The organism is Salinibacillus aidingensis (genome assembly GCF_039522525.1).
Taxonomy (GTDB): Bacteria; Bacillota; Bacilli; order Bacillales; family Alkalibacillaceae; genus Salinibacillus; species Salinibacillus aidingensis.
The window spans coordinates 74,047-94,138 of sequence record NZ_BAAADO010000001.1 but is presented as its reverse complement, the minus strand read 5'-3'; the positions used below and the strand labels follow the sequence as shown (position 1 = coordinate 94,138).

Annotated in this window: 24 protein-coding genes and 2 pseudogenes; 19 read left to right on the top strand and 7 right to left on the bottom strand. The window is 39.2% G+C overall.

The features are described 5' to 3' along the window. Nucleotides 1–7: 7 nt before the first annotated feature. On the top strand, nucleotides 8–1,141 hold the full coding sequence (locus tag ABD006_RS00510; RefSeq protein WP_343836354.1) for a bifunctional cystathionine gamma-lyase/homocysteine desulfhydrase: 1,134 nt from the start codon (nucleotides 8–10) through the stop codon (nucleotides 1,139–1,141). A 75-nt stretch (nucleotides 1,142–1,216) separates the two neighbouring features. Here ABD006_RS00510 and ABD006_RS00505 read toward each other — a convergent pair whose 3' ends face one another. Beyond that, nucleotides 1,217–2,110 carry a DUF4349 domain-containing protein gene (locus ABD006_RS00505; RefSeq protein ID WP_343836352.1) on the bottom strand — a complete coding sequence of 298 codons (894 nt, stop codon included), beginning with the start codon at nucleotides 2,108–2,110 and terminating at the stop codon, nucleotides 1,217–1,219. A gap of 146 nt (nucleotides 2,111–2,256) precedes the next feature. Between ABD006_RS00505 and ABD006_RS00500 the strand changes: the two genes are divergently transcribed. From ABD006_RS00500 to ABD006_RS00490, 3 genes and pseudogenes are all read left to right on the top strand, one after another. After that, nucleotides 2,257–2,502, top strand: coding sequence for a DUF2164 domain-containing protein (locus ABD006_RS00500; protein WP_343836350.1), 246 nt, complete (start codon nucleotides 2,257–2,259; stop codon nucleotides 2,500–2,502). A 98-nt stretch (nucleotides 2,503–2,600) separates the two neighbouring features. Beyond that, nucleotides 2,601–3,113 (top strand): annotated as a pseudogene (locus ABD006_RS00495) (peptidoglycan recognition protein family protein); the annotation flags it as partial. A 42-nt stretch (nucleotides 3,114–3,155) separates the two neighbouring features. Further along, nucleotides 3,156–3,644, top strand: a complete 489-nt coding sequence (locus tag ABD006_RS00490; protein WP_343837717.1) for a peptidoglycan-binding domain-containing protein — start codon at nucleotides 3,156–3,158, stop codon at nucleotides 3,642–3,644. 33 nt (nucleotides 3,645–3,677) lie between these two features. On the opposite strand, the gene ABD006_RS00485 is transcribed toward ABD006_RS00490, so the two are convergent. After that, nucleotides 3,678–4,640, bottom strand: a complete 963-nt coding sequence (locus ABD006_RS00485; RefSeq protein ID WP_343836348.1) for a cation diffusion facilitator family transporter — start codon at nucleotides 4,638–4,640, stop codon at nucleotides 3,678–3,680. 210 nt (nucleotides 4,641–4,850) lie between these two features. Here ABD006_RS00485 and ABD006_RS00480 point away from each other — a divergent pair, with 210 nt between their 5' ends. From ABD006_RS00480 to ABD006_RS00465, 5 genes and pseudogenes are all read left to right on the top strand, one after another. After that, nucleotides 4,851–6,293: an ATP-binding protein gene (locus ABD006_RS00480; protein ID WP_343836346.1), complete on the top strand. Its 1,443-nt coding sequence runs from the start codon at nucleotides 4,851–4,853 to the stop codon at nucleotides 6,291–6,293. Between the two features lie 43 nt (nucleotides 6,294–6,336). Next, nucleotides 6,337–6,930, top strand: a pseudogene (locus ABD006_RS00475) (molybdopterin-dependent oxidoreductase); the annotation flags it as partial. Next, on the top strand, nucleotides 6,897–7,043 hold the full coding sequence (locus ABD006_RS17950; RefSeq protein WP_425542161.1) for a respiratory nitrate reductase subunit gamma: 147 nt from the start codon (nucleotides 6,897–6,899) through the stop codon (nucleotides 7,041–7,043). The pseudogene ABD006_RS00475 and the gene ABD006_RS17950, both read left to right, overlap by 34 nt. 234 nt (nucleotides 7,044–7,277) lie before the next feature. Next, nucleotides 7,278–7,784 (top strand): DUF421 domain-containing protein, encoded by a 507-nt coding sequence (locus ABD006_RS00470; protein WP_343837715.1) that lies wholly within the window; start codon nucleotides 7,278–7,280, stop codon nucleotides 7,782–7,784. A 53-nt stretch (nucleotides 7,785–7,837) separates the two neighbouring features. Then, nucleotides 7,838–8,833, top strand: a complete 996-nt coding sequence (locus ABD006_RS00465) for an LLM class flavin-dependent oxidoreductase (RefSeq protein ID WP_343836344.1) — start codon at nucleotides 7,838–7,840, stop codon at nucleotides 8,831–8,833. Nucleotides 8,834–8,895: 62 nt separating this feature from the next. On the opposite strand, the gene ABD006_RS00460 is transcribed toward ABD006_RS00465, so the two are convergent. Then, nucleotides 8,896–9,156, bottom strand: coding sequence for a DUF4190 domain-containing protein (locus tag ABD006_RS00460; protein WP_343836342.1), 261 nt, complete (start codon nucleotides 9,154–9,156; stop codon nucleotides 8,896–8,898). A 170-nt stretch (nucleotides 9,157–9,326) separates the two neighbouring features. Here ABD006_RS00460 and ABD006_RS00455 point away from each other — a divergent pair, with 170 nt between their 5' ends. After that, nucleotides 9,327–10,202: a 5'-3' exonuclease gene (locus ABD006_RS00455; RefSeq protein ID WP_343837713.1), complete on the top strand. Its 876-nt coding sequence runs from the start codon at nucleotides 9,327–9,329 to the stop codon at nucleotides 10,200–10,202. 3 nt (nucleotides 10,203–10,205) lie between these two features. Here the strand turns inward: ABD006_RS00455 and ABD006_RS00450 are convergent, their stop codons facing one another. Further along, complete coding sequence (locus ABD006_RS00450) at nucleotides 10,206–10,394, bottom strand: hypothetical protein (protein ID WP_343836340.1); 189 nt, start codon at nucleotides 10,392–10,394, stop codon at nucleotides 10,206–10,208. Nucleotides 10,395–10,509: 115 nt separating this feature from the next. Here ABD006_RS00450 and sspL point away from each other — a divergent pair, with 115 nt between their 5' ends. After that, entirely contained in the window at nucleotides 10,510–10,650 is a 141-nt protein-coding gene (gene sspL, locus ABD006_RS00445; RefSeq protein WP_343836338.1) for a small, acid-soluble spore protein L, read from the top strand. 134 nt (nucleotides 10,651–10,784) lie between these two features. Here sspL and ABD006_RS00440 read toward each other — a convergent pair whose 3' ends face one another. Further along, nucleotides 10,785–11,198: a FixH family protein gene (locus tag ABD006_RS00440; protein ID WP_343836336.1), complete on the bottom strand. Its 414-nt coding sequence runs from the start codon at nucleotides 11,196–11,198 to the stop codon at nucleotides 10,785–10,787. Between the two features lie 279 nt (nucleotides 11,199–11,477). Between ABD006_RS00440 and ABD006_RS00435 the strand changes: the two genes are divergently transcribed. Continuing rightward, nucleotides 11,478–11,972, top strand: a complete 495-nt coding sequence (locus ABD006_RS00435) for a DUF456 domain-containing protein (RefSeq protein WP_343836334.1) — start codon at nucleotides 11,478–11,480, stop codon at nucleotides 11,970–11,972. Between the two features lie 38 nt (nucleotides 11,973–12,010). Here the strand turns inward: ABD006_RS00435 and ABD006_RS00430 are convergent, their stop codons facing one another. Beyond that, nucleotides 12,011–12,382, bottom strand: coding sequence for a DUF4870 domain-containing protein (locus ABD006_RS00430; RefSeq protein WP_343836333.1), 372 nt, complete (start codon nucleotides 12,380–12,382; stop codon nucleotides 12,011–12,013). A gap of 188 nt (nucleotides 12,383–12,570) precedes the next feature. On the opposite strand from ABD006_RS00430, the gene ABD006_RS00425 reads away from it, so the two are divergent. The 6 genes from ABD006_RS00425 to ABD006_RS00400 all read left to right on the top strand — a co-directional run bounded on the left by ABD006_RS00425 (nucleotide 12,571) and on the right by ABD006_RS00400 (nucleotide 18,552). Next, nucleotides 12,571–14,160: a glycine betaine uptake BCCT transporter gene (locus tag ABD006_RS00425; protein WP_425542160.1), complete on the top strand. Its 1,590-nt coding sequence runs from the start codon at nucleotides 12,571–12,573 to the stop codon at nucleotides 14,158–14,160. A 90-nt stretch (nucleotides 14,161–14,250) separates the two neighbouring features. Beyond that, entirely contained in the window at nucleotides 14,251–15,618 is a 1,368-nt protein-coding gene (locus ABD006_RS00420) for a dipeptidase (protein ID WP_343836329.1), read from the top strand. A 155-nt stretch (nucleotides 15,619–15,773) separates the two neighbouring features. Further along, nucleotides 15,774–16,643 carry a patatin-like phospholipase family protein gene (locus ABD006_RS00415; RefSeq protein WP_343836326.1) on the top strand — a complete coding sequence of 290 codons (870 nt, stop codon included), beginning with the start codon at nucleotides 15,774–15,776 and terminating at the stop codon, nucleotides 16,641–16,643. Nucleotides 16,644–16,758: 115 nt separating this feature from the next. Beyond that, nucleotides 16,759–17,442 carry an RluA family pseudouridine synthase gene (locus tag ABD006_RS00410; RefSeq protein ID WP_343837711.1) on the top strand — a complete coding sequence of 228 codons (684 nt, stop codon included), beginning with the start codon at nucleotides 16,759–16,761 and terminating at the stop codon, nucleotides 17,440–17,442. Nucleotides 17,443–17,494: 52 nt separating this feature from the next. Next, nucleotides 17,495–18,229, top strand: coding sequence for an aspartate/glutamate racemase family protein (locus ABD006_RS00405; protein WP_343836324.1), 735 nt, complete (start codon nucleotides 17,495–17,497; stop codon nucleotides 18,227–18,229). Nucleotides 18,230–18,348: 119 nt separating this feature from the next. Then, complete coding sequence (locus ABD006_RS00400) at nucleotides 18,349–18,552, top strand: alpha/beta-type small acid-soluble spore protein (RefSeq protein ID WP_343836322.1); 204 nt, start codon at nucleotides 18,349–18,351, stop codon at nucleotides 18,550–18,552. Between the two features lie 37 nt (nucleotides 18,553–18,589). On the opposite strand, the gene ABD006_RS00395 is transcribed toward ABD006_RS00400, so the two are convergent. Beyond that, entirely contained in the window at nucleotides 18,590–19,036 is a 447-nt protein-coding gene (locus tag ABD006_RS00395; protein WP_343836319.1) for a YaiI/YqxD family protein, read from the bottom strand. Nucleotides 19,037–19,154: 118 nt separating this feature from the next. Between ABD006_RS00395 and ABD006_RS00390 the strand changes: the two genes are divergently transcribed. Beyond that, entirely contained in the window at nucleotides 19,155–20,015 is an 861-nt protein-coding gene (locus ABD006_RS00390; RefSeq protein ID WP_343836316.1) for a S1-like domain-containing RNA-binding protein, read from the top strand. The last annotated feature ends 77 nt before the right edge of the window (nucleotides 20,016–20,092 follow it).

The following is a 20,092-nucleotide window of genomic DNA, read 5'->3' as shown; positions in this document are numbered from 1 at the left end:
GCTTTTATTGCGTAAAAAAACAAAACTAATTCATGGCGGAATAACAGGAGATGAACAGACAGGTGCAGTCAATGTCCCGATTTATCAGGTAAGCACCTATCAGCAGGAGTCAGCTGGAAATCATAAAGGCTATGAATATTCACGGACAGGTAATCCAACACGCTTTGCACTAGAAGAGTTTATCAAAGATTTAGAAGGTGGAAAGCAGGGGTTTGCCTTTGGTTCAGGGATGGCAGCGATTACGTCTGTGTTTATGCTGTTTTCTGCAGGGGACCATGTGATTATGACAGATGATGTTTATGGCGGTACCTACAGGGTTGTATCGAAAGTTCTTAACCGTTTTCAAATAGAGGTTACATTTGTAGATACAAGCTCACCTGATCAGGTAAAAAAAGCTATTCAATCTAATACAAAGGCCATTTATGTGGAAACTCCGACGAATCCATTGTTAAAGGTAACGGATTTAAGGAAAATGAGCGACCTGGCCAAAGAACAAAATCTGCTATTTATAGTAGATAATACATTCAGTACTCCATATTGGCAGAACCCGATTCAATATGGCGCTGACATTGTTCTTCACAGTGCCACAAAGTATTTAGGAGGCCATAGTGATGTGGTCGCGGGGTTAGTTGTGGTTAATTCAGATGAGTTGGGAGAAGACCTGCATTTTATTCTTAATTCTGCTGGTGGCATCTTAGGTCCACAGGATTCTTATCTTCTTATTCGTGGTATGAAAACCCTTGGAGTCAGAATGGAGGAAATTGAGCAAAACACAAACAAGGTGGCTCAATTTCTGCAGAACCATCCAAAGGTGAAAAGCGTTTATTATCCTGGTTTAGAGAATCACCCTGGCCATGATACTCATACATCCCAGGCTGCTGGCTTTGGTGGAATGCTCTCCTTTGATGCAGGCAGTGGTGAAATGGCTGATCAGGTTTTAAAACGAATTCAATACTTTACATTGGCAGAAAGTCTGGGAGCGGTTGAAAGTTTAATTTCAGTGCCTGCACGAATGACTCATGCTTCCATTCCAAAGGACCGAAGAGAAGAGTTAGGTATAACAGACGGCTTAATTCGTATTTCTGTTGGACTGGAGGATGCTGAAGACTTGATTGAGGATTTGAATAGGGCTTTACAATAGCACAGAATAAAAGCGGAAGCGCCCGTATATCCATTGGTCGCCTCCGCTTTTTCTTTTAACACTCAGCACTTGTTGTTATGACTCCGTGTCTTTTTTATTCTTTCGATTTTTAAAGAACCAGATTGACCCTCCGAAAATCGCCAATATAATAAGGAAAGGGGAATAGCCGATCAGAAAAACGATTAATCCGGAAAAGAAACTCGAGAGCTGGTTTAATGAGTTCGTAAATGCTTTTTGAATTCGTTCTCCTGTCTGTAAGTCTTTTTCTGCAATACCCGGGACATTTACAGATATATCTTTCAGCGTAATGGTCACTTCGGCAAATTCTGTCCGGTTTTCCAGGTATTTCATTCTGCCTTCCATTTGTTCTATTTCCTCCTGTACTTTTGCCAGGTCCTTTGAAATATTCAGAAGATCCTCTGTTTTTTCGGCTCCCTTCATAAATTCAAGCAATCGGTTTTCCACTGCTTTTTTTGCCTTTAAGCGGGACTCCAGATCAGTGTATTCCTCTGTTACATCTTCTCCTCTTACATGTTTTTCCACCACTTTTTCACTCAGTTTTTCTAATTCTTTTGTGAACGATTGGAGTTCTGGATTTGGAATTCTGACCGTCATGTGAGATTGAACATGTTGATCTCGATTAGTTGACGTTGTTTCTACCACATAGCCGTTTATCTGATTGGTCCGACTCGTAATGTCCTCGACAGCCCCGTCAATATCTTTTATGTTAAGGGTTAACCGGGCATGATACATAATCATGCGATTGTCTGTATTCGTATCTTTTTGATTTTCAGCTTGTTCCTCGGTTGCCGTTTGGTCCTGCCCCTTTTCATTAGTTTGCACCATGTCCGCAGAAGAATCGGCCTGATCTAAACGGCTGGATTCTTCTGATTTACCTGTATCATCTGAACTGCATGCAGCTAATACCAATATGGTGCAAATCATACCTAATTTCATGAACCACTTCATTCACAAACCCCCTATTGAAACACTTTATTAATTAGACGTTCATTCCATAAAAAGGTGACAACTGCATAGAAATTTTATCCATCAACTAAAATGTTTCTCTGGAAATGGTATATTGTAGAGAGTAATCATAGAAAGGACTGTTTCAGATGAAGATTTCATTAGAAAAAAAGCGAGTACTAATCAGAAAAATTCAGATGTTTTTTCTTGAAGAACGGGGAGAGGATATAGGAGAGCTGGCAGCAGACCAAGCATTTGAGTTTATGAAAAATGAAGTTGCGCCTTTCTTCTATAATCAAGGTGTTCATGATGCCAGAATGATGGCGGAACAAAAAATGGAGGCTTTAGACGAGGATATCAGATCACTTGAAAAGCCGACTCACAGGGGTGGCTGATTTCTTTATTCCTGTCTTCACATTTTGTTATCACATCTTCTGTATCCCTTTAATAAAGTAAGCATAGGGGATTTTACGAGATATATGGGGTGAGGAATATGAAATACGAAATTACCAGAGACTATATAAGCATTGGAAATTCCCGATCCGGTCAAAGTATTCAGAATGTCCAATTCATTGTAAGTCATGACACCGGGAATCCTGGTTCAAGTGCGTACGGCAATCGAAATTATTTTGAAAATACGAACCCAACTGCATCAGCACATACCTTCATTGATGATCGATATATTCTTGAAATCATTCCATTAGACGAAAAAGCATGGCATGTTCGGTATAATGTATCTACAGATAACCGTCGCTATGGAGCAAATGCAAATGATGCCGCAATTGGAGTTGAACTGTGCTATGGCGGGAATATTTCTTTCCAGGAAGCTTATAAACGCTATGTCTGGTACCATGCCTATTTAATTGACAAATTTAATTTGGATCCTGATGAAGATATTATTGGGCATAGTATGCTTGATCCCTCCCGCAGAACCGATCCCCAGAATGCAATGAATCGGTATGGGGTATCCTGGAACGACTTTCTCAATGATGTAGAGCAGGCCTATCGGAAATATTTTGAGGGAGAAGAAAGTCTTCCAGAGCCAGTTGTGGGTGGTGCTTCCGTGCAGTTGCCCATCGGAAAAGGTGATAGTGGAGAATTTGTTAGGGATATTCAAAAGGATTTAATCCAAGCAGGCTATTCCTTACCTGCATATGGTGCTGACAGTGTATTTGGCTCTGAAACAGAAAGAGCTGTTATGAGATTCCAAAGAGATTATAATCTTGCTGTCGATGGATTGGTAGGTCAGCAGACATTAGGAAAGTTAAAAGAGGTTACAAGCGCGAGTAAGCCCAGTACGGACTTTCCTTTACCTGGTGGAATTCTTCAGAAAGGCGATGAAGGACCTGAAGTAAAACAAGTACAAAGAGCTCTGAAACGCTTAAACTTTGACCCAAGATATATAGATGGCATCTATGGTTCATTAACTGAGGATGCTGTGGCAAGATTCCAGTCCATGTTCAGCGCGTTGGATAATGATGGCATCTATGGTCCAAATACACGACGTTTTATGGAAATGGAGCTGGAAGATATGTAAAAAAAGTCGCTGAAAAGCGACTTTTTTTATGAATTAATTTGAGGGTTTCCTCTTTTCCCACGATATTTTGTCATCAGACTCTAAGATCCCCAAAGTAACATCATCAATATCCGGATCCTCTAATATTTTATTTTGAACCTTTATTTTAATGTCATCAGCTTTTTCGAGGGACAAGCCTTCTGTCAGTTCGATATAACTATCTACATGATATTGCCTTCCTACCTGTATAACCTTCATTTCAGATATATCGACTACCTGGGGTTCATCTAAAATAACTTCAGCAATCCGATTTTCAATTTTTGCAGGTGCGGCAACACCAATTAAACCAATCGTATTATCATATCCGATTTTCAATGCAATTCCGATCAAAAGAATACCTATAAGCATTGTACCAATACCATCCAGAAGCAGAAAGCCTGTAAAATGGGCAAGAAGGATACTTATTAAGGCTAAAAATGCACCTGATGTCGCTACAATATCCTCATAAAAAACGAGCCTTGTGGGAGGAGAAGCATATTGTAAATTGCGAAACGCTTCCGGAATAACTGAAAAACCACTGGCTTCTGTACGGGATTCCTCGGCAATTTCCTTCATCGCTTTCAATAATATATAGCCATCAACAATAATGGATAATGATAGAATCCCCATATTTAGCCATAGATGTGTAGCTTCACTTGGATTCTGAATTAAATGCCATCCTTTAATAATGGTCTCGTAAGCCATTATTGAAATCACAACTACAGCTACTAAAACAAACAGGTTAACGACTCGCCCAAAACCGGCAGGGAATTTTTCTGTTGGTTCTTTTTCGGCTAATGCACTTCCGAAAAAAACGAATCCCTGGTTTGTAGTATCTGCTATGGAGTGAATCGTTGTTGCAAACATCGCACCACTGCCACTGATCGCAGCAGCAATTCCTTTAGCTACTGCCAGTCCTGCATTTCCAAGTGCGGCAATACCTGAAGACTTGTTTCCTTTTTTTAAAAGTTCAAGCATTGTGGATTCTCCTTATTGGTGTACTCGGTATTAAGTTGAACGATAAAAATAAAATGATACATATTCTTAAAATGTATCTGAAATTCACTAAATTATACATTTTTTAGTGTGAAGTGTTTACTTTAAGGGAATTGAGGGTATGAAGCTTATAAAATATTATGTACACGAACATATCATCATCAGAGAAATATAGTTAAAGGGGTATTCATAATGAACATGCAGGAAACACTTTTGAACTTCAATAAGGTTTTAGACAATGCACCTGGCCCAATTATGATTACGGATAACAATACGATCATATATGCAAATCAGAACAGCTATCGACTGTTAGGGTATGAGAAAAATTCGCCTGTTTTCCTGTGGGATATATTTCCGGAAAAGGACTATAATCGGTTGCAATTAAATATAGAAAAGGTATTAACAGGTGAAAAATCAGTAGAAATCAAAAACATAACTTTACGAACAAAAGGGGATAATCTTGTTACAACGAAGCTTTATATATACCCATACGATAGTCGGCAAAGCTATGTCCAGATTTGCATGGAGAATACAGATTCCATAAAACTCAGAAGTGATTTTGTTGAACTGAAGGAGAAATACCATAATATCTCAAAATATATTTCCGATGTGATTGCTTATTATAACGATAATGGAGCGATAACTTATGTGACGCCCTCCGTAAATAGTGCCTTTGGGTATAAATCAGACCTGCTAATAGGACGTTCAGCATTTGACTATGTTCATCCCCAGGACCGTAGCCGGGTTAAATACATCTTTAAAACTTTATCCTATAATGCTGAGCAGAAACAAGTACGCTTTCGAGTAAAGAAAAATATAGGTACCTATGTCTGGGTTGATTCCGTGTTCTACCGAATTGAGAATGATCAGGACTCTTACATATTGGGAAATTTGAAGGCCATTGATAAACAAATTGAGGCTGAAAAATTAGCTATGCAGACTGAAAAACTGGCTCTGACAGGAGAATTGAGTGCCGGTATTGTTCATGAAATAAAAAATCCACTGACTTCTGTTAAAGGATTTTTACAGCTCATGGAGGCAGGCACTATTGACACGAAAGACTATATCAATATCTTAAAGGCAGAAGTGGAACGAATGGAAGCAATGGCAGTAAACATGCTTTCGTTCGCAAAGCCTAATAATCATTTTGGTCAGCATAATTTGAAGGATATTATACAGGATGTATTCTCCCTTATGGAAATACAGGCGAATAAGAATCATATATATCTAAAAAAGAATGAGCATTCGCCGGACGTGTTTGTACATGGTGATGAAGCTCAACTAAAACAGGTATTAATTAATTTAGTAAAAAATGCGATAGAGGCATCTGAACCTAACCATAACGTTGAGATTCAGCTTTGTCAGGATTGCATAAATGGATATATAAAAGTAACGGATTATGGTGCAGGAATCCCCAATCATCAACTGAAAAATATTGGAAAATCGTTTTATACAACCAAGAAGGAAGGAACAGGTCTTGGCTTAATGGTATCCTATCGAATTATTGAACATCATCAGGGTCAGATTAAGGTCAACAGTAAATCAGAAAATGGAACAACTTTTACGATTTGTTTACCTAAGGTTAGAGAAAAGGAAAGTTATCAAGTATTAAGTGATTGCAAATCTGGTACATAACTGACACTGAGGAATCTTATATGATAAAAAGAAGCTTTCTTAAGAGTTGGTGTATCGAAAGAGATGGCAGCACGACAAAATTGTCCGTTCCACTCATGGAGTAAACTGTACGGGATCATGCAGCTGGAAAATTTACGTAAAGGATGGAATTATCACATCTGAAACCCAGCAAACGGATTATCCAACTACAGATGCAGATTTTCCTGAATATGAACCCAGAGGATGTCCAAGAGGTGCTAGCTATTCCTGGTATACATACAGCCCGGTTCGTGTTAAATATCCTTATGTTCGCGGCGATTTATATAAAATGTGGAAAGCAGAAATGGACGAGGGACAGAATCCGGTAGAAGCCTGGAGTAATATTACCTCGGATCCGGAAAAACGTGCTAAATATGTAAATGCCAGGGGGAAAGGTGGATTTGTAAGAGCAAGCGGGCATGAAGTGTGTGAAATGATTGGGAGTGCAACGATTCATACGATAAAAAAATACGGCCCCGACCGCGTGACAGGCTTTAGCCCAATTCCTGCCATGTCTATGGTCAGTTATGCAGGAGGAACCCGATTTTTATCTCTGATCGGGGGAACCATTTTAAGTTTTTACGATTGGTATGCAGACCTGCCACCAGCTTCATTACAGCCATTCCGTTTACAAAATTAGTTCACTTTTACAGTTTACCGTTGGGGTATCTTCATCGTGCGCCACAGCAATATCGCTCAAGAGTAGGATTCAGAAGAAAAGGTCTTGAATAAGTTTGTGATTTTTAAGTATCCATCATACGTTAACCACAGCATTACGGCCTGGATTACAAGAATCCAGGCTTTTTTCGTTCCGCCTATTTTTCAAGTCTCCATCCTTGTAACAGGAATGAATGATCTTAAAAAAGACATGCTAAGAAATAGAAAAGAGTGTAAGGAGGATCCAAATTGGTTTCAGCTATTGTAAAATCTGCTATTCTGGTGTTGTCAGGTGTATTATTATTGAGGATGGCCGGAAGAAAATCAATATCTCAAATGACATTAGCACAGACGGTTGTCATGATTTCCATTGGATCCATTATTATTCAGCCGATCATCGAAAAAAGTGTGATCCGTACCATTTTAGCTTCGGGAATATTTATCTTGGCACTGATTATAATGGAGTTCATACAGTTGAAATTTAATATTTTAGAGAAATTGATCACAGGTAAATCAAAGGTCATTATTAAGAATGGACAGGTTGATGTAAAAACATTACGCTCCTTACGTTTCACTGTGGATCAGCTGGAAATGCGGCTAAGACAGCAGGGGATATCCAGCATATCTGATGTAAAGACAGCTACTCTTGAACCGAATGGTCAAATTGGGTATGAACTGGCTGATGAAGCAAAGCCGTTAACTGTCAGGGAGTTTAAAAAACTGATGAATATGTATGATCAACAGCCGTCAGAAAATACTCAAAACCTATTTTCTGAAATCGGAACCAAACAGGATAACCCGGACAACCTGAAATAAACATTTGATGAAAAATACCAAACGGAGAATGAACATTGAGAGGAGAATCAAGTTTGAAACTAAGCGTACTTGACCAGTCCCCAATATCTAAAGGCGATACAGCTGCTACATCATTCAGGAAATCGGTTGAGTTAGCCAGACATACAGAAAATCTCGGCTATACACGCTATTGGTTGGCTGAGCACCATAATACGAAAGGACTGGCGGGGACATCACCAGAAGTTCTTATCTCACATATCGCAGCGAAAACGAACCATATAAAAGTAGGTTCAGGCGGTGTATTATTACCACAATACAGCCCTTTTAAAGTAGCAGAAAATTTTAAGGTTCTGGAAACCCTTTACCCAAACCGCATAGACCTTGGCGTAGGGCGTTCTCCAGGTGGAAATCACGCAACCCGACTAGCGTTAACGGATGGCATGAATAAAAGCTTAAATGAATTCCCCAGACAGCTTGAGGATTTATCCGGCTTCATTAATGGGAATCTACCTTCCGGGCATGATTTTCATAAGGTGAAAGCGACGCCTGAAACTATAACAAATCCAGATCTCTGGGTATTAGGTTTATCCGAAAGGGGAGCAAAAACCGCAGCTAAGAATAGTACCAGCTTCACCTTTGGGCATTTTATTAACCCTGCAAATGGTGAAAAGGCCATTGATACCTATTACAGACATTTTCAGGCTTCTTCAAGTCAAAAGAAACCTTATGTAAATGTCTGTATTTTCGTGGTTTGTGCTGAATCGAGAAATGAAGCTGAACGACTGGCACTAAGTCAGGACCTGTGGTTACTTAATGTGGAAATGGGAAAGGATACGAGAGTTCCATCTATTGATGAAGTAAAAGCGAAGACATTTACACAGCGTGAACTGGAAAAAGTCCAAAATAATCGAAAGCGGTGTGTTATCGGGACTCCTTTTGAAGTAAAACAGAAATTAGAAGAGCTGAGCGAGGTTTATCAAACGGATGAATTTATGATTATTACGAACATCTATGATTTTCAGGCTAAACTAAGAAGCTATTCTCTTCTAGCTGAAGCCGTGGAATTATAAGCACATATGCATTCTCAAAAAAGGGCTGCTATTTTCTATGGATAGCAGTCCTTAAGGAAATCTTAAAAATAGGACAGGAAATCGATCCAGAACCAGGCCTTTAAGATAAGTGTTATGATTCCGGTGATAACTCCTGTCAATCCCATTGCCTTACTCTGTTTTAATCCAATTAACCCAAAAACAACTCCTAAAATAGCCAGAGGATAAGGGAGAAAGGGGAACCAGTATAAGACCAGAGCTACGACCCCACACACCAAAGCAGCTATGGCCATCCCTTTACTATCTGGATCTTTTGGCTTGATTGGTGTTCCCTGCTGTTCCATACAGAAAACCTCCACTCGTATAAGATTTCATGATATTATACGCTCCGGATGTTAAAATATTCTTAAAAATAACTATTTTAACTGGACTATTTTCCTGTAATTCTCTGCACGATTTGGGAACAATATTTGATAAAATAGAATTTGAGAATATGAAGAAGGGAATCGTAACGATGAATAAAAATGACTTAATGATTGTGGATGGAATGGCACTTCTGTTTAGAGGTTTTTTTGCTACATCCTTTACAGGCAACTTTATGATGAATTCAAAAGGCGTACCAACCAATGGAATCTTCGGGTTTATGAGATATTTCCTGAATGCTGTTCAGACATTTAAGCCTACCCATGTGATTTGCTGCTGGGATATGGGAAGCAAAACATTTCGAAATGATAAATATGAATCTTATAAGGCCAACCGTAGTGCACCACCGGAGGAACTCATACCACAGTTTGATCTGGTAAAGGAGGCTGTGGAATCCTTTGGAGTACCGAATATAGGAATGGAAGGTTACGAGGCAGATGACTGTATTGGTACCTTGGCAAAACAGTACGGGAAGGAGGATAACGTCCTGATTTTGACAGGTGATCAGGATATTCTTCAGCTTGTGGATGAAAACATTAAAGTGGCCATTATGAAAAAAGGGCAGGGGAATTACGCTGTTTACCATGCAGACAACTTTCTCGAGCAAAAAGGAATTCACCCCATGCAGATTGTAGATATCAAAGGACTGATGGGGGATACGTCCGATAATTATCCCGGTGTAAAAGGTATTGGGGAAAAAACTGCATTAAAGCTTATTCAACAATACGAAAGTATCGATGGTATTTTAGAAAATATAAACCACCTTTCGAAGGGTGTACGAAAAAAGATTGAAGAAAATTTAGAAGACCTCCATTTGTCAAGAGAGCTTGCTGAAATTTTCTGTGAGGTTCCACTGGAGAGTACCCTTGATGAAGCAAAGTGGACGGTGGATATCACCAGAGTAAACCAGAAATTTGAAGAGCTTGAGTTTAAAAATTTGATTAAACAAGTAGATCAAGTGGTATAACTTTTATCCGGAAATCGGTCGTTCACTGATTTCTGTTCCATCTGTTATACCATCTTCATAGCCCGTATCATAACAGTCTTTGAAGGCCTGCTTAAGCACCTGCTGCTGGTCCTGTGTAAATACAACATTTTCACGTTCAAGCTTTTGTACAACCTCTTTAAACAACTGTTGAAATTCCGGTTGAAAGACCAAGAGAAGCACCACCTTTCTGTTTCTTACTTTTTTCTTAAGAACGAATTTTTATACAAACATTATAGACAGAATAAAAAAAGAAACACTTCCCAAAATAGGACTGGAGGTGTTTCTTTTGGCTAAACATGAAAAAACACGTAACAAAGGGCAAAAGGCTCCGAGCGTAAATCCTCAAGGTCTTTCTGAAGATGTGGCCGATCAGCAGCCAAGATCACAGCTGGAGCAGCGTACTAAAAAGAAAAATACCAAAATTTAATCCTGCTCAGGACCCTAACGCAGAAAATAAATGCGCTAGGATAAAGAGTGCTATGTAAGAATGGATTTTAAATATTAAAAAAAGGGCTGTGCTGCCAGGTTAAAAAATTTGGCTCCAGCCCTTTTTATCATTCATTATTCACTTACGGTAAACTCTTCCTTTGGCATGTTGTGCATTCCTCTGGCCTGGGTATGGGCAATAATATTATAGGTACCTGACTCGCTAAACGTTTTTGTAATGGAATAGACACCGTCCCCCTTATGTTCTGCCTTGATTTTTTCATGATTTTCTTCAGCTGATCCTTTTTTCCAGATTTCAAATTTTACGTAGGTTGCATCCTCAACCTTTTCTTCACCTAATGTAACGGCAGCCTTCAGTGGCACTTCTTCATTAACCTGAATGGATGATGGCAACTGGAGGGAGACATCAATCATTTGAAGCTGTTCATCATCCGTCTTTGATTTTGTCCCTTTCTCTTCCTGTGTACCACAGCCGGTGAAGAATAATATAAGCAGGAAGAATGAAGAAAAGAGTATGATTTTTTTCATATGAATCACTCCTGGTTCCAACTTTACTTTTTTGTCTACCTTCATTGTATAACAGAAATGCTTTCATTTTGGAATGAGTAATCAATGAGGAGTGACAAAATCTTTACAATTCTGGTATATTTCAGGGTAAGAACAGCATAAAGTGAAACTTCCATCAGTGGTGGTTTTCTCTAATCCCCCACTTAGTCTTGTTTAGTTACCCTCAAGACTTGAAGTGGGGGTATTTCGGCCAGTTAATGCGTAATAAAATTGTCAAATCGTTAAACAGGAGGGCTTTTCATGCTGGATATTCTACTATGGTTTCTCGTCATTGGTTTATTTGTATTAAGCTTTATAGGGCTGATTTTTCCAATTATTCCTTCAGTTCTTGTGATTTGGGGCGGTTTTCTCGTTTATTATTTTGGAATTAACAATGAAACTCTTTCTTTTTATTTCTGGATCCCAATGATATTTCTTACGATTGTCCTGTTAGTGGCTGATATAATCGTTAACAGTCACTTTGTCAAGAAATACGGAGGGAGTAAATGGGGGGAAAGGTCCGCAGCCATAGCAGTTATTGTCGGATCCTTTATCATTCCGCCATTTGGGATTATTATCTTACCATTTATCACTGTTTTTCTCGTGGAAATGATTCAGGAGAAGTCTATGGAAAAATCATTAAAAGCTGCATTTGGGTCATTTCTAGGTTTTTTTGGCAGTACTGTTGCTAAAATCATTGTCCAATTCATGATGATTATCTGGTTTTTCCTTGATATTTTTATTAATTTATCATGAACTTACTCCACGGCTGGAAAAAGGTCGATGTTTATTGCTTAAGATTGTGATTTTGCCTGTTTTTCAGCCATATCCCCTACAATGGGAAGTTTCATTTGCTTTCCCTGATAGGCTTTCACCATTAAGATGATCCATAAGATTAATACCAATGGATAGAGAAGCAGACTAAGCATCCATCCAATTATTGGGATAAAAGCTAAAATCGTACTGATCACAAAAACGCCTAAGAAAGTGAAAATCGATTGCAGGGCATGAAACTTAACGAAGGGACTTTCTTTTTCTATGACCAGAAATATAATTCCTGTTACGATTCCGGCTAAATAGCACAGCAATCCAGCTACATTTAAATCCATTCCCGTTGATGACTTTTCTGTCTGTTGTTCATTTGGTTCATTGACGGACTCAGACATCATAATACCTCCTTGTGGTTTGTACATATGAACGTTTGATGAAACTAACAATCCCTCTTCAGAAACCATTCATCAGAAACGCTCATTTATCAAAATAATCGTAACAATATTATGATTGTTTTGGTATTATACAAAAGTATAAATTTCCCCCTTTGTATAATTACGGTTGTTTTTCGAATAATAACTGTATGAATGAACAAAATGGGGGTTTTTTTGTGAAACGAAATCATTCACCCAATAATATTGTTTTTTGGGCTTCTTCCTTTTTTATCACAATTTTAGTTATATGGGGAGCGGTATTGCCTGAGAGCTTTGCAGAGGTAGCCACTGCAATTTATGGTTTTACTACACGTGCATTTGGCTGGTTTTATCTAGTAACGGTATTGGGCATTGTATTTTTCTGTGTTTTTCTGGCTATCAGCCGATTTGGAAAAATCAGATTGGGCGGTGATGATAGTAAGCCTGACTATCCCTTCTTCACATGGATCGGGATGCTATTTAGTGCTGGTTTTGGTGTTGGACTTGTATTCTGGGGTGTAGCAGAACCGATGCAGCATTTTCTAATTACTCCAGTTGATACGGAGCCTCTTACAGCAGACGCAGCACGGGAGGCCATGCGATATGCTTTTTTTAACTGGGGGATTCACCAGTGGTCTGTGTTTACCATCGTAGGGTTGGCTTTAGCCTATTTTCAATATAGAAAAAAGACAACCGGTTTAATCAGCTCAACATTAAATCCAATTATCGGTGAAGAGAGGAAAAGTGGAATCAGGATTCCTGTAGATACACTTGCTGTAATTGCAACTGTTATGGGGGTTGCAACTTCTCTTGGTATGGGAATTATGCAAATAAACGGAGGACTAAATTATGTTTTTCAGTGGCCAAGTGGAACAACAACACAGCTGATCATCACTGCTGTCTTGCTTGTGCTGTACCTGTTTTCCTCCACAACAGGGCTGGATAAAGGGATTAAATTTCTTAGTAATTTAAATTTAAGTCTTGCCCTGCTATTAATGCTATTCTTTTTATTTTTGGGACCGACTGTGTTCATTTTAAATTCACTAACCCTTGGGATCGGGGATTATCTCCAGCATTTTTTAGGTATGAGCCTGCGTCTTACTCCTTATGAAGGTGGAACATGGGTTCAGGACTGGACCATCTTTTACTGGGCATGGGTGATTGCCTGGTCACCTTTTGTTGGATCCTTTATTGCCAGGGTTTCTAAAGGGCGAACAATAAGAGAGTTTATTTTAGGAGTTCTAATTGTTCCACCTGTGCTGGCTATGGTGTGGATGTCTGTTTTTGGCGGTTCCGCGTTAAACCTTGATTTATTTCATGGTACAAACATTGCCCAGGCTGTGAATCAGGATGTAACAAGTGCGTTGTTTGCGACATTTGACCATTTCCCATTTACAATGCTGTTATCCGTGCTGGCTATTCTATTAATCTTTACTTTTTTAATCACGTCAGCTGATTCCGCTACATTCGTATTAGGCATTATGACCACAAATGGAGACTTAAATCCTTCTATGCTTGTTAAAATCATTTGGGGTATACTTCAGGCAGCTATTGCAGCAGTATTGATTATCAGCAGTGGATTACAAGGACTGCAAACGGCTTCACTTATCTCGGCACTTCCTTTTGCAGTCATTTTAATTATGATGTGCTATTCGTTATTTAAAGCTTTAAGCAGGGAGCCAAGGCAAAAAAGAAAAAGAGAGCCCAGACCTAACAGGAAACGAAAGAAAAAAGAAACGGAATTGCCGTCTGAATCATAAATTCTGACTTTCCATTTATATGCAAACCAATTATGCTACAATAAGGGAGAGGAGTAAAACAGGCATAGTAAGAAAGGGAGTATAAATATCATGACTGATAAAGTTGTACAATACTTACAGGATAACCGGGAAGCTTTGCTTAATCGTTTGTATGAATTCTTGTCCATACCAAGTGTCAGTACCGATTCTGAACATAAGGAAGATGTTAAAAAGGGCGCTCAATTCGTTGCGGATTACTTAACCGAAATTGGATTTGACAAGGTAGAAGTGATTGATACGGAAAAACATCCATTGGTATTTGGTGAATGGATGAAGGCAGAGGGAGCCCCAACTGCTTTATTTTATGGCCATTATGATGTCCAGCCTGCCGATCCATATGAGGAATGGAAAAGTGAGCCATTTAAACCGGAAGTAAGAAATGACCGTATCTATGCCCGGGGTTCAAGTGACGATAAAGGGCAGGTTTTTATGCACTTAGCTGTGTTCGAAGCCTTTATGAATACAACAGGTGAGCTTCCTCTTAATGTAAAAGTATGCATTGAGGGGGAAGAGGAAATTGGAAGTGAAAACTTAACTCAAATTTTAAAAGAGCAGAAAGACAAGTTTGCCGCTGATTTTTCCGTTATTTCTGATTCAGGAATGGTTGAACAGGGTCAGCCTACGATTACATATGGATTAAAAGGGTTTACAGGTCTTGAATTTACATTAAATGGACCTTCCAGTGATTTACACTCAGGTATGTATGGCGGGGCCGTGCGTAATCCGGCGATGGCCATGGCCCACCTGCTTACATCTCTGAAAAATGAAGAAGAGGTTGTAACCGTAGACGGGTTTTATGATGGAGTTGAAGAGCTCTCAGCAGAGGAGAGAAAGCTTATTAAAGAAGTACCGGGAGAAGATTTTGAAACAAGTACGGGTGTACCGGAAACCACACCTGAAAAAGGCTTTACGGCAAAAGAACACACGATGGCACGTCCTACGATGGAAATCAACGGCCTTTACAGTGGATATCAGGGAGAAGGAACGAAAACCATCATTCCTTCTGCGGCTACTGCAAAAATTACCTGCCGCTTAGTACCTGGACAAGATCCGGATCGTATCCAGGATTTAATTGTGAACCATCTGGAAACTCACGTACCTGTAGGTGTAACGATTGATATAACAAGGGAGCCTTTATCTGCAAAGGCCTATAAGGTTGATCCTGATCATCCTCTTATACAAAAAGCAGCCGAGAGTTTTACAAAAGCCTTTGGGAAAGAAACAGTCTTTGTCCGGATGGGTGGTTCAATCCCTGTAGTTGAATTGATTGATCAGCTCTATAAACACCCTGTTGTATTACTGGGCTTTGGAACACCAGATGATGGACTTCATTCACCAAATGAGAGCTTCCCTCTTGAAAGCTTTGACAAAGGAATGGAAACCATCGTTTACTACTGGGAATCAGTAAGCAAATCCTAGGGAGCTCAAGGAAGTCTCGCTGTCGCTTTGTGCTGGAGCTGGACGTATAAAAGCTGACTTTGTGTCAGCTTTTTTCATGCCATACACTTAAATGATTTAATCATTATGTTAAAATAGGAATTAAACCATTTTACTGATGAGGAGAATGACTAATCATGCAAAATACTGGTTTAGTATTAGAAGGCGGAGGTATGAGAGGCGTTTTTACCGGTGGTGTTTTACATTATCTGATGGAAAAAGAGGTTTACCTTCCATATGTCATTGGCGTTTCAGCCGGTGCGTGTAATGGAAGTTCATACTTAGCCAGACAAATTGATCGTAATCGGACCGTTAACATTGATTATATTACCCATCCCGAATATATATCGTATAAGCGATTTTTAAAACAGGGAGAGCTATTTGGAATGGACTTTATTTTTGATCAGCTGCCCAATCAATTGGTCCCATTCGACTATGAAGCCTTTAATCAGGCATCCGAAGAATTTGTTGTCGGCACCACGGACTGTCAGACTGGCGAGCCTGTTTATTTTGATAAATCTAATTATAAACATGATATGCTGACTTTGCTGCGTGCTTCAAGTTCCTTACCATTTATGGCTCCGGAAATTGAATTTGAAGGCCGGTACTTATTAGATGGCGGAATTGCTGACCCGATACCGATTAAAAAAGCGGAGCAGGACGGATACAGTAAAAACGTTGTCGTTCTTACCAGAAATAAAGGATATCGAAAGAGTAAAGCAAAATACAAATGGCTGCTGAAGAAAAAATACGGTCATTATGAAGGGTTAATTGAAGCCGTGATGAACCGCCATGAAAAATATAATCAGACTATTGACTATTTAGAGGAGCAGGAAGAGAAGGGGAATGTATTGATCATTCGGCCAAAAGAAAAGCTGGATGTTGGGCGAGTTGAAAAAAATCCTGTCAAACTGCAGAGATTATATGATCAGGGGTATGAACAGGCAAAATTGGATTTTGAACGTATACAAACCTTTATTTCTTCAGCACATGCTATAGAAGTATAATATTTTTAGGAAAAAAACAGGTTTATGGTCTGTTCCTTTTTAATCGGTACTCTTTTGGTTTACACTATGAGAAAGATATGACAGTTAAGTTTGAATGAAGGAGTTAATAAGAGCGATGAATATACCTGTTTTATATGAAGATAATCACCTTTTAATTGTGGAAAAGCCCGTTAATATCCCTGTTCAGTCTGATCAATCAAAGGATAAGGACCTGCTGAATATCTTAAAAGAAGACATTAAAATTCGATACCAAAAGCCCGGCAATGTCTATCTGGGCCTCGTTCACCGTCTGGATCGACCGGTAGGTGGTGTTATGGTTTTTGCAAAAACCTCAAAAGCTGCGTCAAGACTCTCGGATATGATTCGCAGAAAAGTGCTGAAAAGAACCTATCTTGCTGTGGTTCGTGGTCTGCCTTATCAGCAAAATGGAGTGTTAGAGCACTATTTGTATAAAGACAGACGTCAAAATAAAGTTTTTTCTGTTTCGTCCAATCATAACCAGGCGAAAAAAGCTGTTCTTAACTACAGTGTACTTCAACAATCAGAACAGGAGAATCTGAGTCTGTTATCGATTCAGCTGCAGACAGGGCGCTCTCATCAAATCAGGGTACAGCTGTCGGAAACAGGTTACCCTCTGTATGGTGATCAGAAATATGGACAGTTTGTCAATAAGCCGGGGCAGCAAATTGCACTCTGGTCAAACATGCTTCATTTACCCCATCCAACACGTGAGGATGATGTTCATGTTGAATGCAGCCCCCCAAAAGAATTTCCTTGGAGTTTATTCCAGAATTCATGATAAAAGATGAGATAGAAACGGACTTCTTAATAGGACAAGGGGTGATAACCAAGTGATTTATTACGCCAATCCTGGACAAGTCAGCTATGGAGAAACATTGGGAATTCTTATGCTTGATTCCTATGCTCCCTTTATACCTGGTGATATAGGAAATGCCCATACGTTTCCCTTTCCGGTGAGGTATGAAACAGTAAATGGACTAAAATCGAATAATATGGTTGAGTCTGATGATAAGTTTTATTACCCGTTTCTTGAGGCTGCACGTAATCTTGTGCAAAATGGAGTGAAAGCCATTACCGGTGACTGCGGGTATATGGCTATTTTTCAAAAGCGTCTATCAAGAGATTTAAAGGTACCGGTTTTTCTGTCCAGCCTGCTTCAATTTCACTTCCTGAAACATCTTATTCAAGAAGATGAAAAAATAGGAGTTATAACAGCAGATTCAAATTTATTGGATCAAAATCTGCTATCAAGTATAGACATCCATTCGATGGAGGATCCAATCGTAATCAAAGGCCTGGAAAATGAGCCGAATTTCCGCAGCTTTGCTATCGACGAATGGGGGATTTTAGATACGGAAAAAGTTCAGGTTGAGGTAGTAACAGCCGCAAAACAATTATGTGCTGATTACCCTGATATTAAAATGTTTTTGCTGGAATGCAGTATGCTTCCTCCTTATGCTAAAGCTGTACAGGATGAAGTGAATTTGCCTGTGTTTGATTACACCAGTATGATCAATTATGTCTATTCTGCATTTACACGTAAACCTTTTGATGAAGGCCACTAAAATCCATTGTTCTCAAACATTACCAGTCAATAAATTTACAAAAAGAGCATAATAAAATCCAATCCTCCATAAGGCTAAGGGTGCAAGACGATAAATTTCTCAAGGAGGTCATTAGAATAATGGCACAACAAAACCGCAGCAATAATTCCAATCAACTAGTGGTACCTGGAGTTGAAAATGCTTTAAACCAAATGAAAACTGAAATTGCACAGGAATTTGGAGTACAGTTAGGAGCAGATTCAACATCTCGTTCTAATGGTTCCGTAGGTGGAGAAATTACAAAGCGCCTTGTAACTCAAGCACAACAAACCATGAACAAATAAATACTGATGGACTTGAAATAAAAAAAAGCTCCCTTTCTCAGGGGGCTTTTTTAATGATATTCCTAAAGAAATTCCTGAAATGCTCCCTGTTTTCTTCCGTAAAGGCTTTAGGTCCTTTCGTTTTAAATCCGGCTTTTCTGGCTTTTGCATTTGCATGACGCATGGTCAGCATTTGATCAATATTATCTTGGGTAAATTGAAATCCTTTATGATGAAGAACGATACAACCTTTTCCCAATGCCAGAGATGCCAGGCCATAATCCTGTGTCACTACAATATCTCCAGATTGAGCCAGCTTCATAATACGGTAATCGGCAGAATCTGCACCAGCATCCACATACACGGTTTCAACATGGGGTTCTTCAATCTGATTTGAAAAATGTGAAAAACTCATAACGAACACAACACGAATATTCAGTGGTTTTGTCTCTGCAATAATGATATCCTTGACTGGGCTTGCATCTGCATCCACGTAGACTTTCATCCAATCCTCCTAAAAAATGGGTGTTGAGATATAAATAAAAATAATTCCGAGTTTACGTGTGATAATAATTGCAGATACATAAATTGTCAATGTTTATGGGTTAAAAGGAGTGTTTTATATGAAAGATAAAGCAGGAACCATTCAGTCATTAAGAGTGAAAGAAAAGAAAGGGAGGATATGGATATTAACAGATGGGGTTTCTGATGTCACTATGGATGTCGAAAAATCCGCTGAAACCATCGATCCATCCGTACAACAGCTGGATGTCTTTCTGTATCAGGATAAAAAAAGGGAGGTAGTAGCATCAGCTGTAATTCCAACTGTTCGGAGAGATCAATATGACTGGGCCGAAGTCGTCGATGTCATCCCGAATCTGGGTGTGTTTGTGGATATTGGAACGGACAAAGAAATCCTTGTATCCAAAGATGATTTACCTCTGTATGAATCGGTCTGGCCAATAGCAGGGGATTTCCTGTATGTCTGTTTAGATCTGGATAAAAGAAACCGTTTATTGGCGAAACCGGCAACAGAGGACATTTTCACAAGTGAGGACTTTTTGGATGCCGGAAACGATGTGCTTCATAAGTCTGTCAGTGGACGTATTTACAGAACCAGTAAAGAGGGAGGTGTAATGCTGACCGATGATGGATACCGGGGTTTTATCCACCATTCCGAGAGGAAAGAGGAACCCCGTCTCGGTCAAAGGGTACAAGGGAGGATCATTGATGTGAAGTCAGATGGCTCTGTAAATATTTCCTTGCGTCCATTGAAACAGAATAGTATTGCAGAGGATGCTGCGTCGCTTCTGGCTTATATGAATGCTAACGAAGGGATGATGCCATTTGATGACAAAAGTGATCCTGAGGAGATTCGTGCTACCTTTCATATAAGTAAAGCTGCATTCAAACGGGCTTTGGGCCATCTTATGAAGGAAAAAAAGGTGAAACAAAAGAATGGGAATACGTATACCGCGGATTGATATACTATAAAATGATTATGTAAACCTAAAACTGTATATAGGATAGAAATATAATAAGTTGGAAATCATGTCTGATT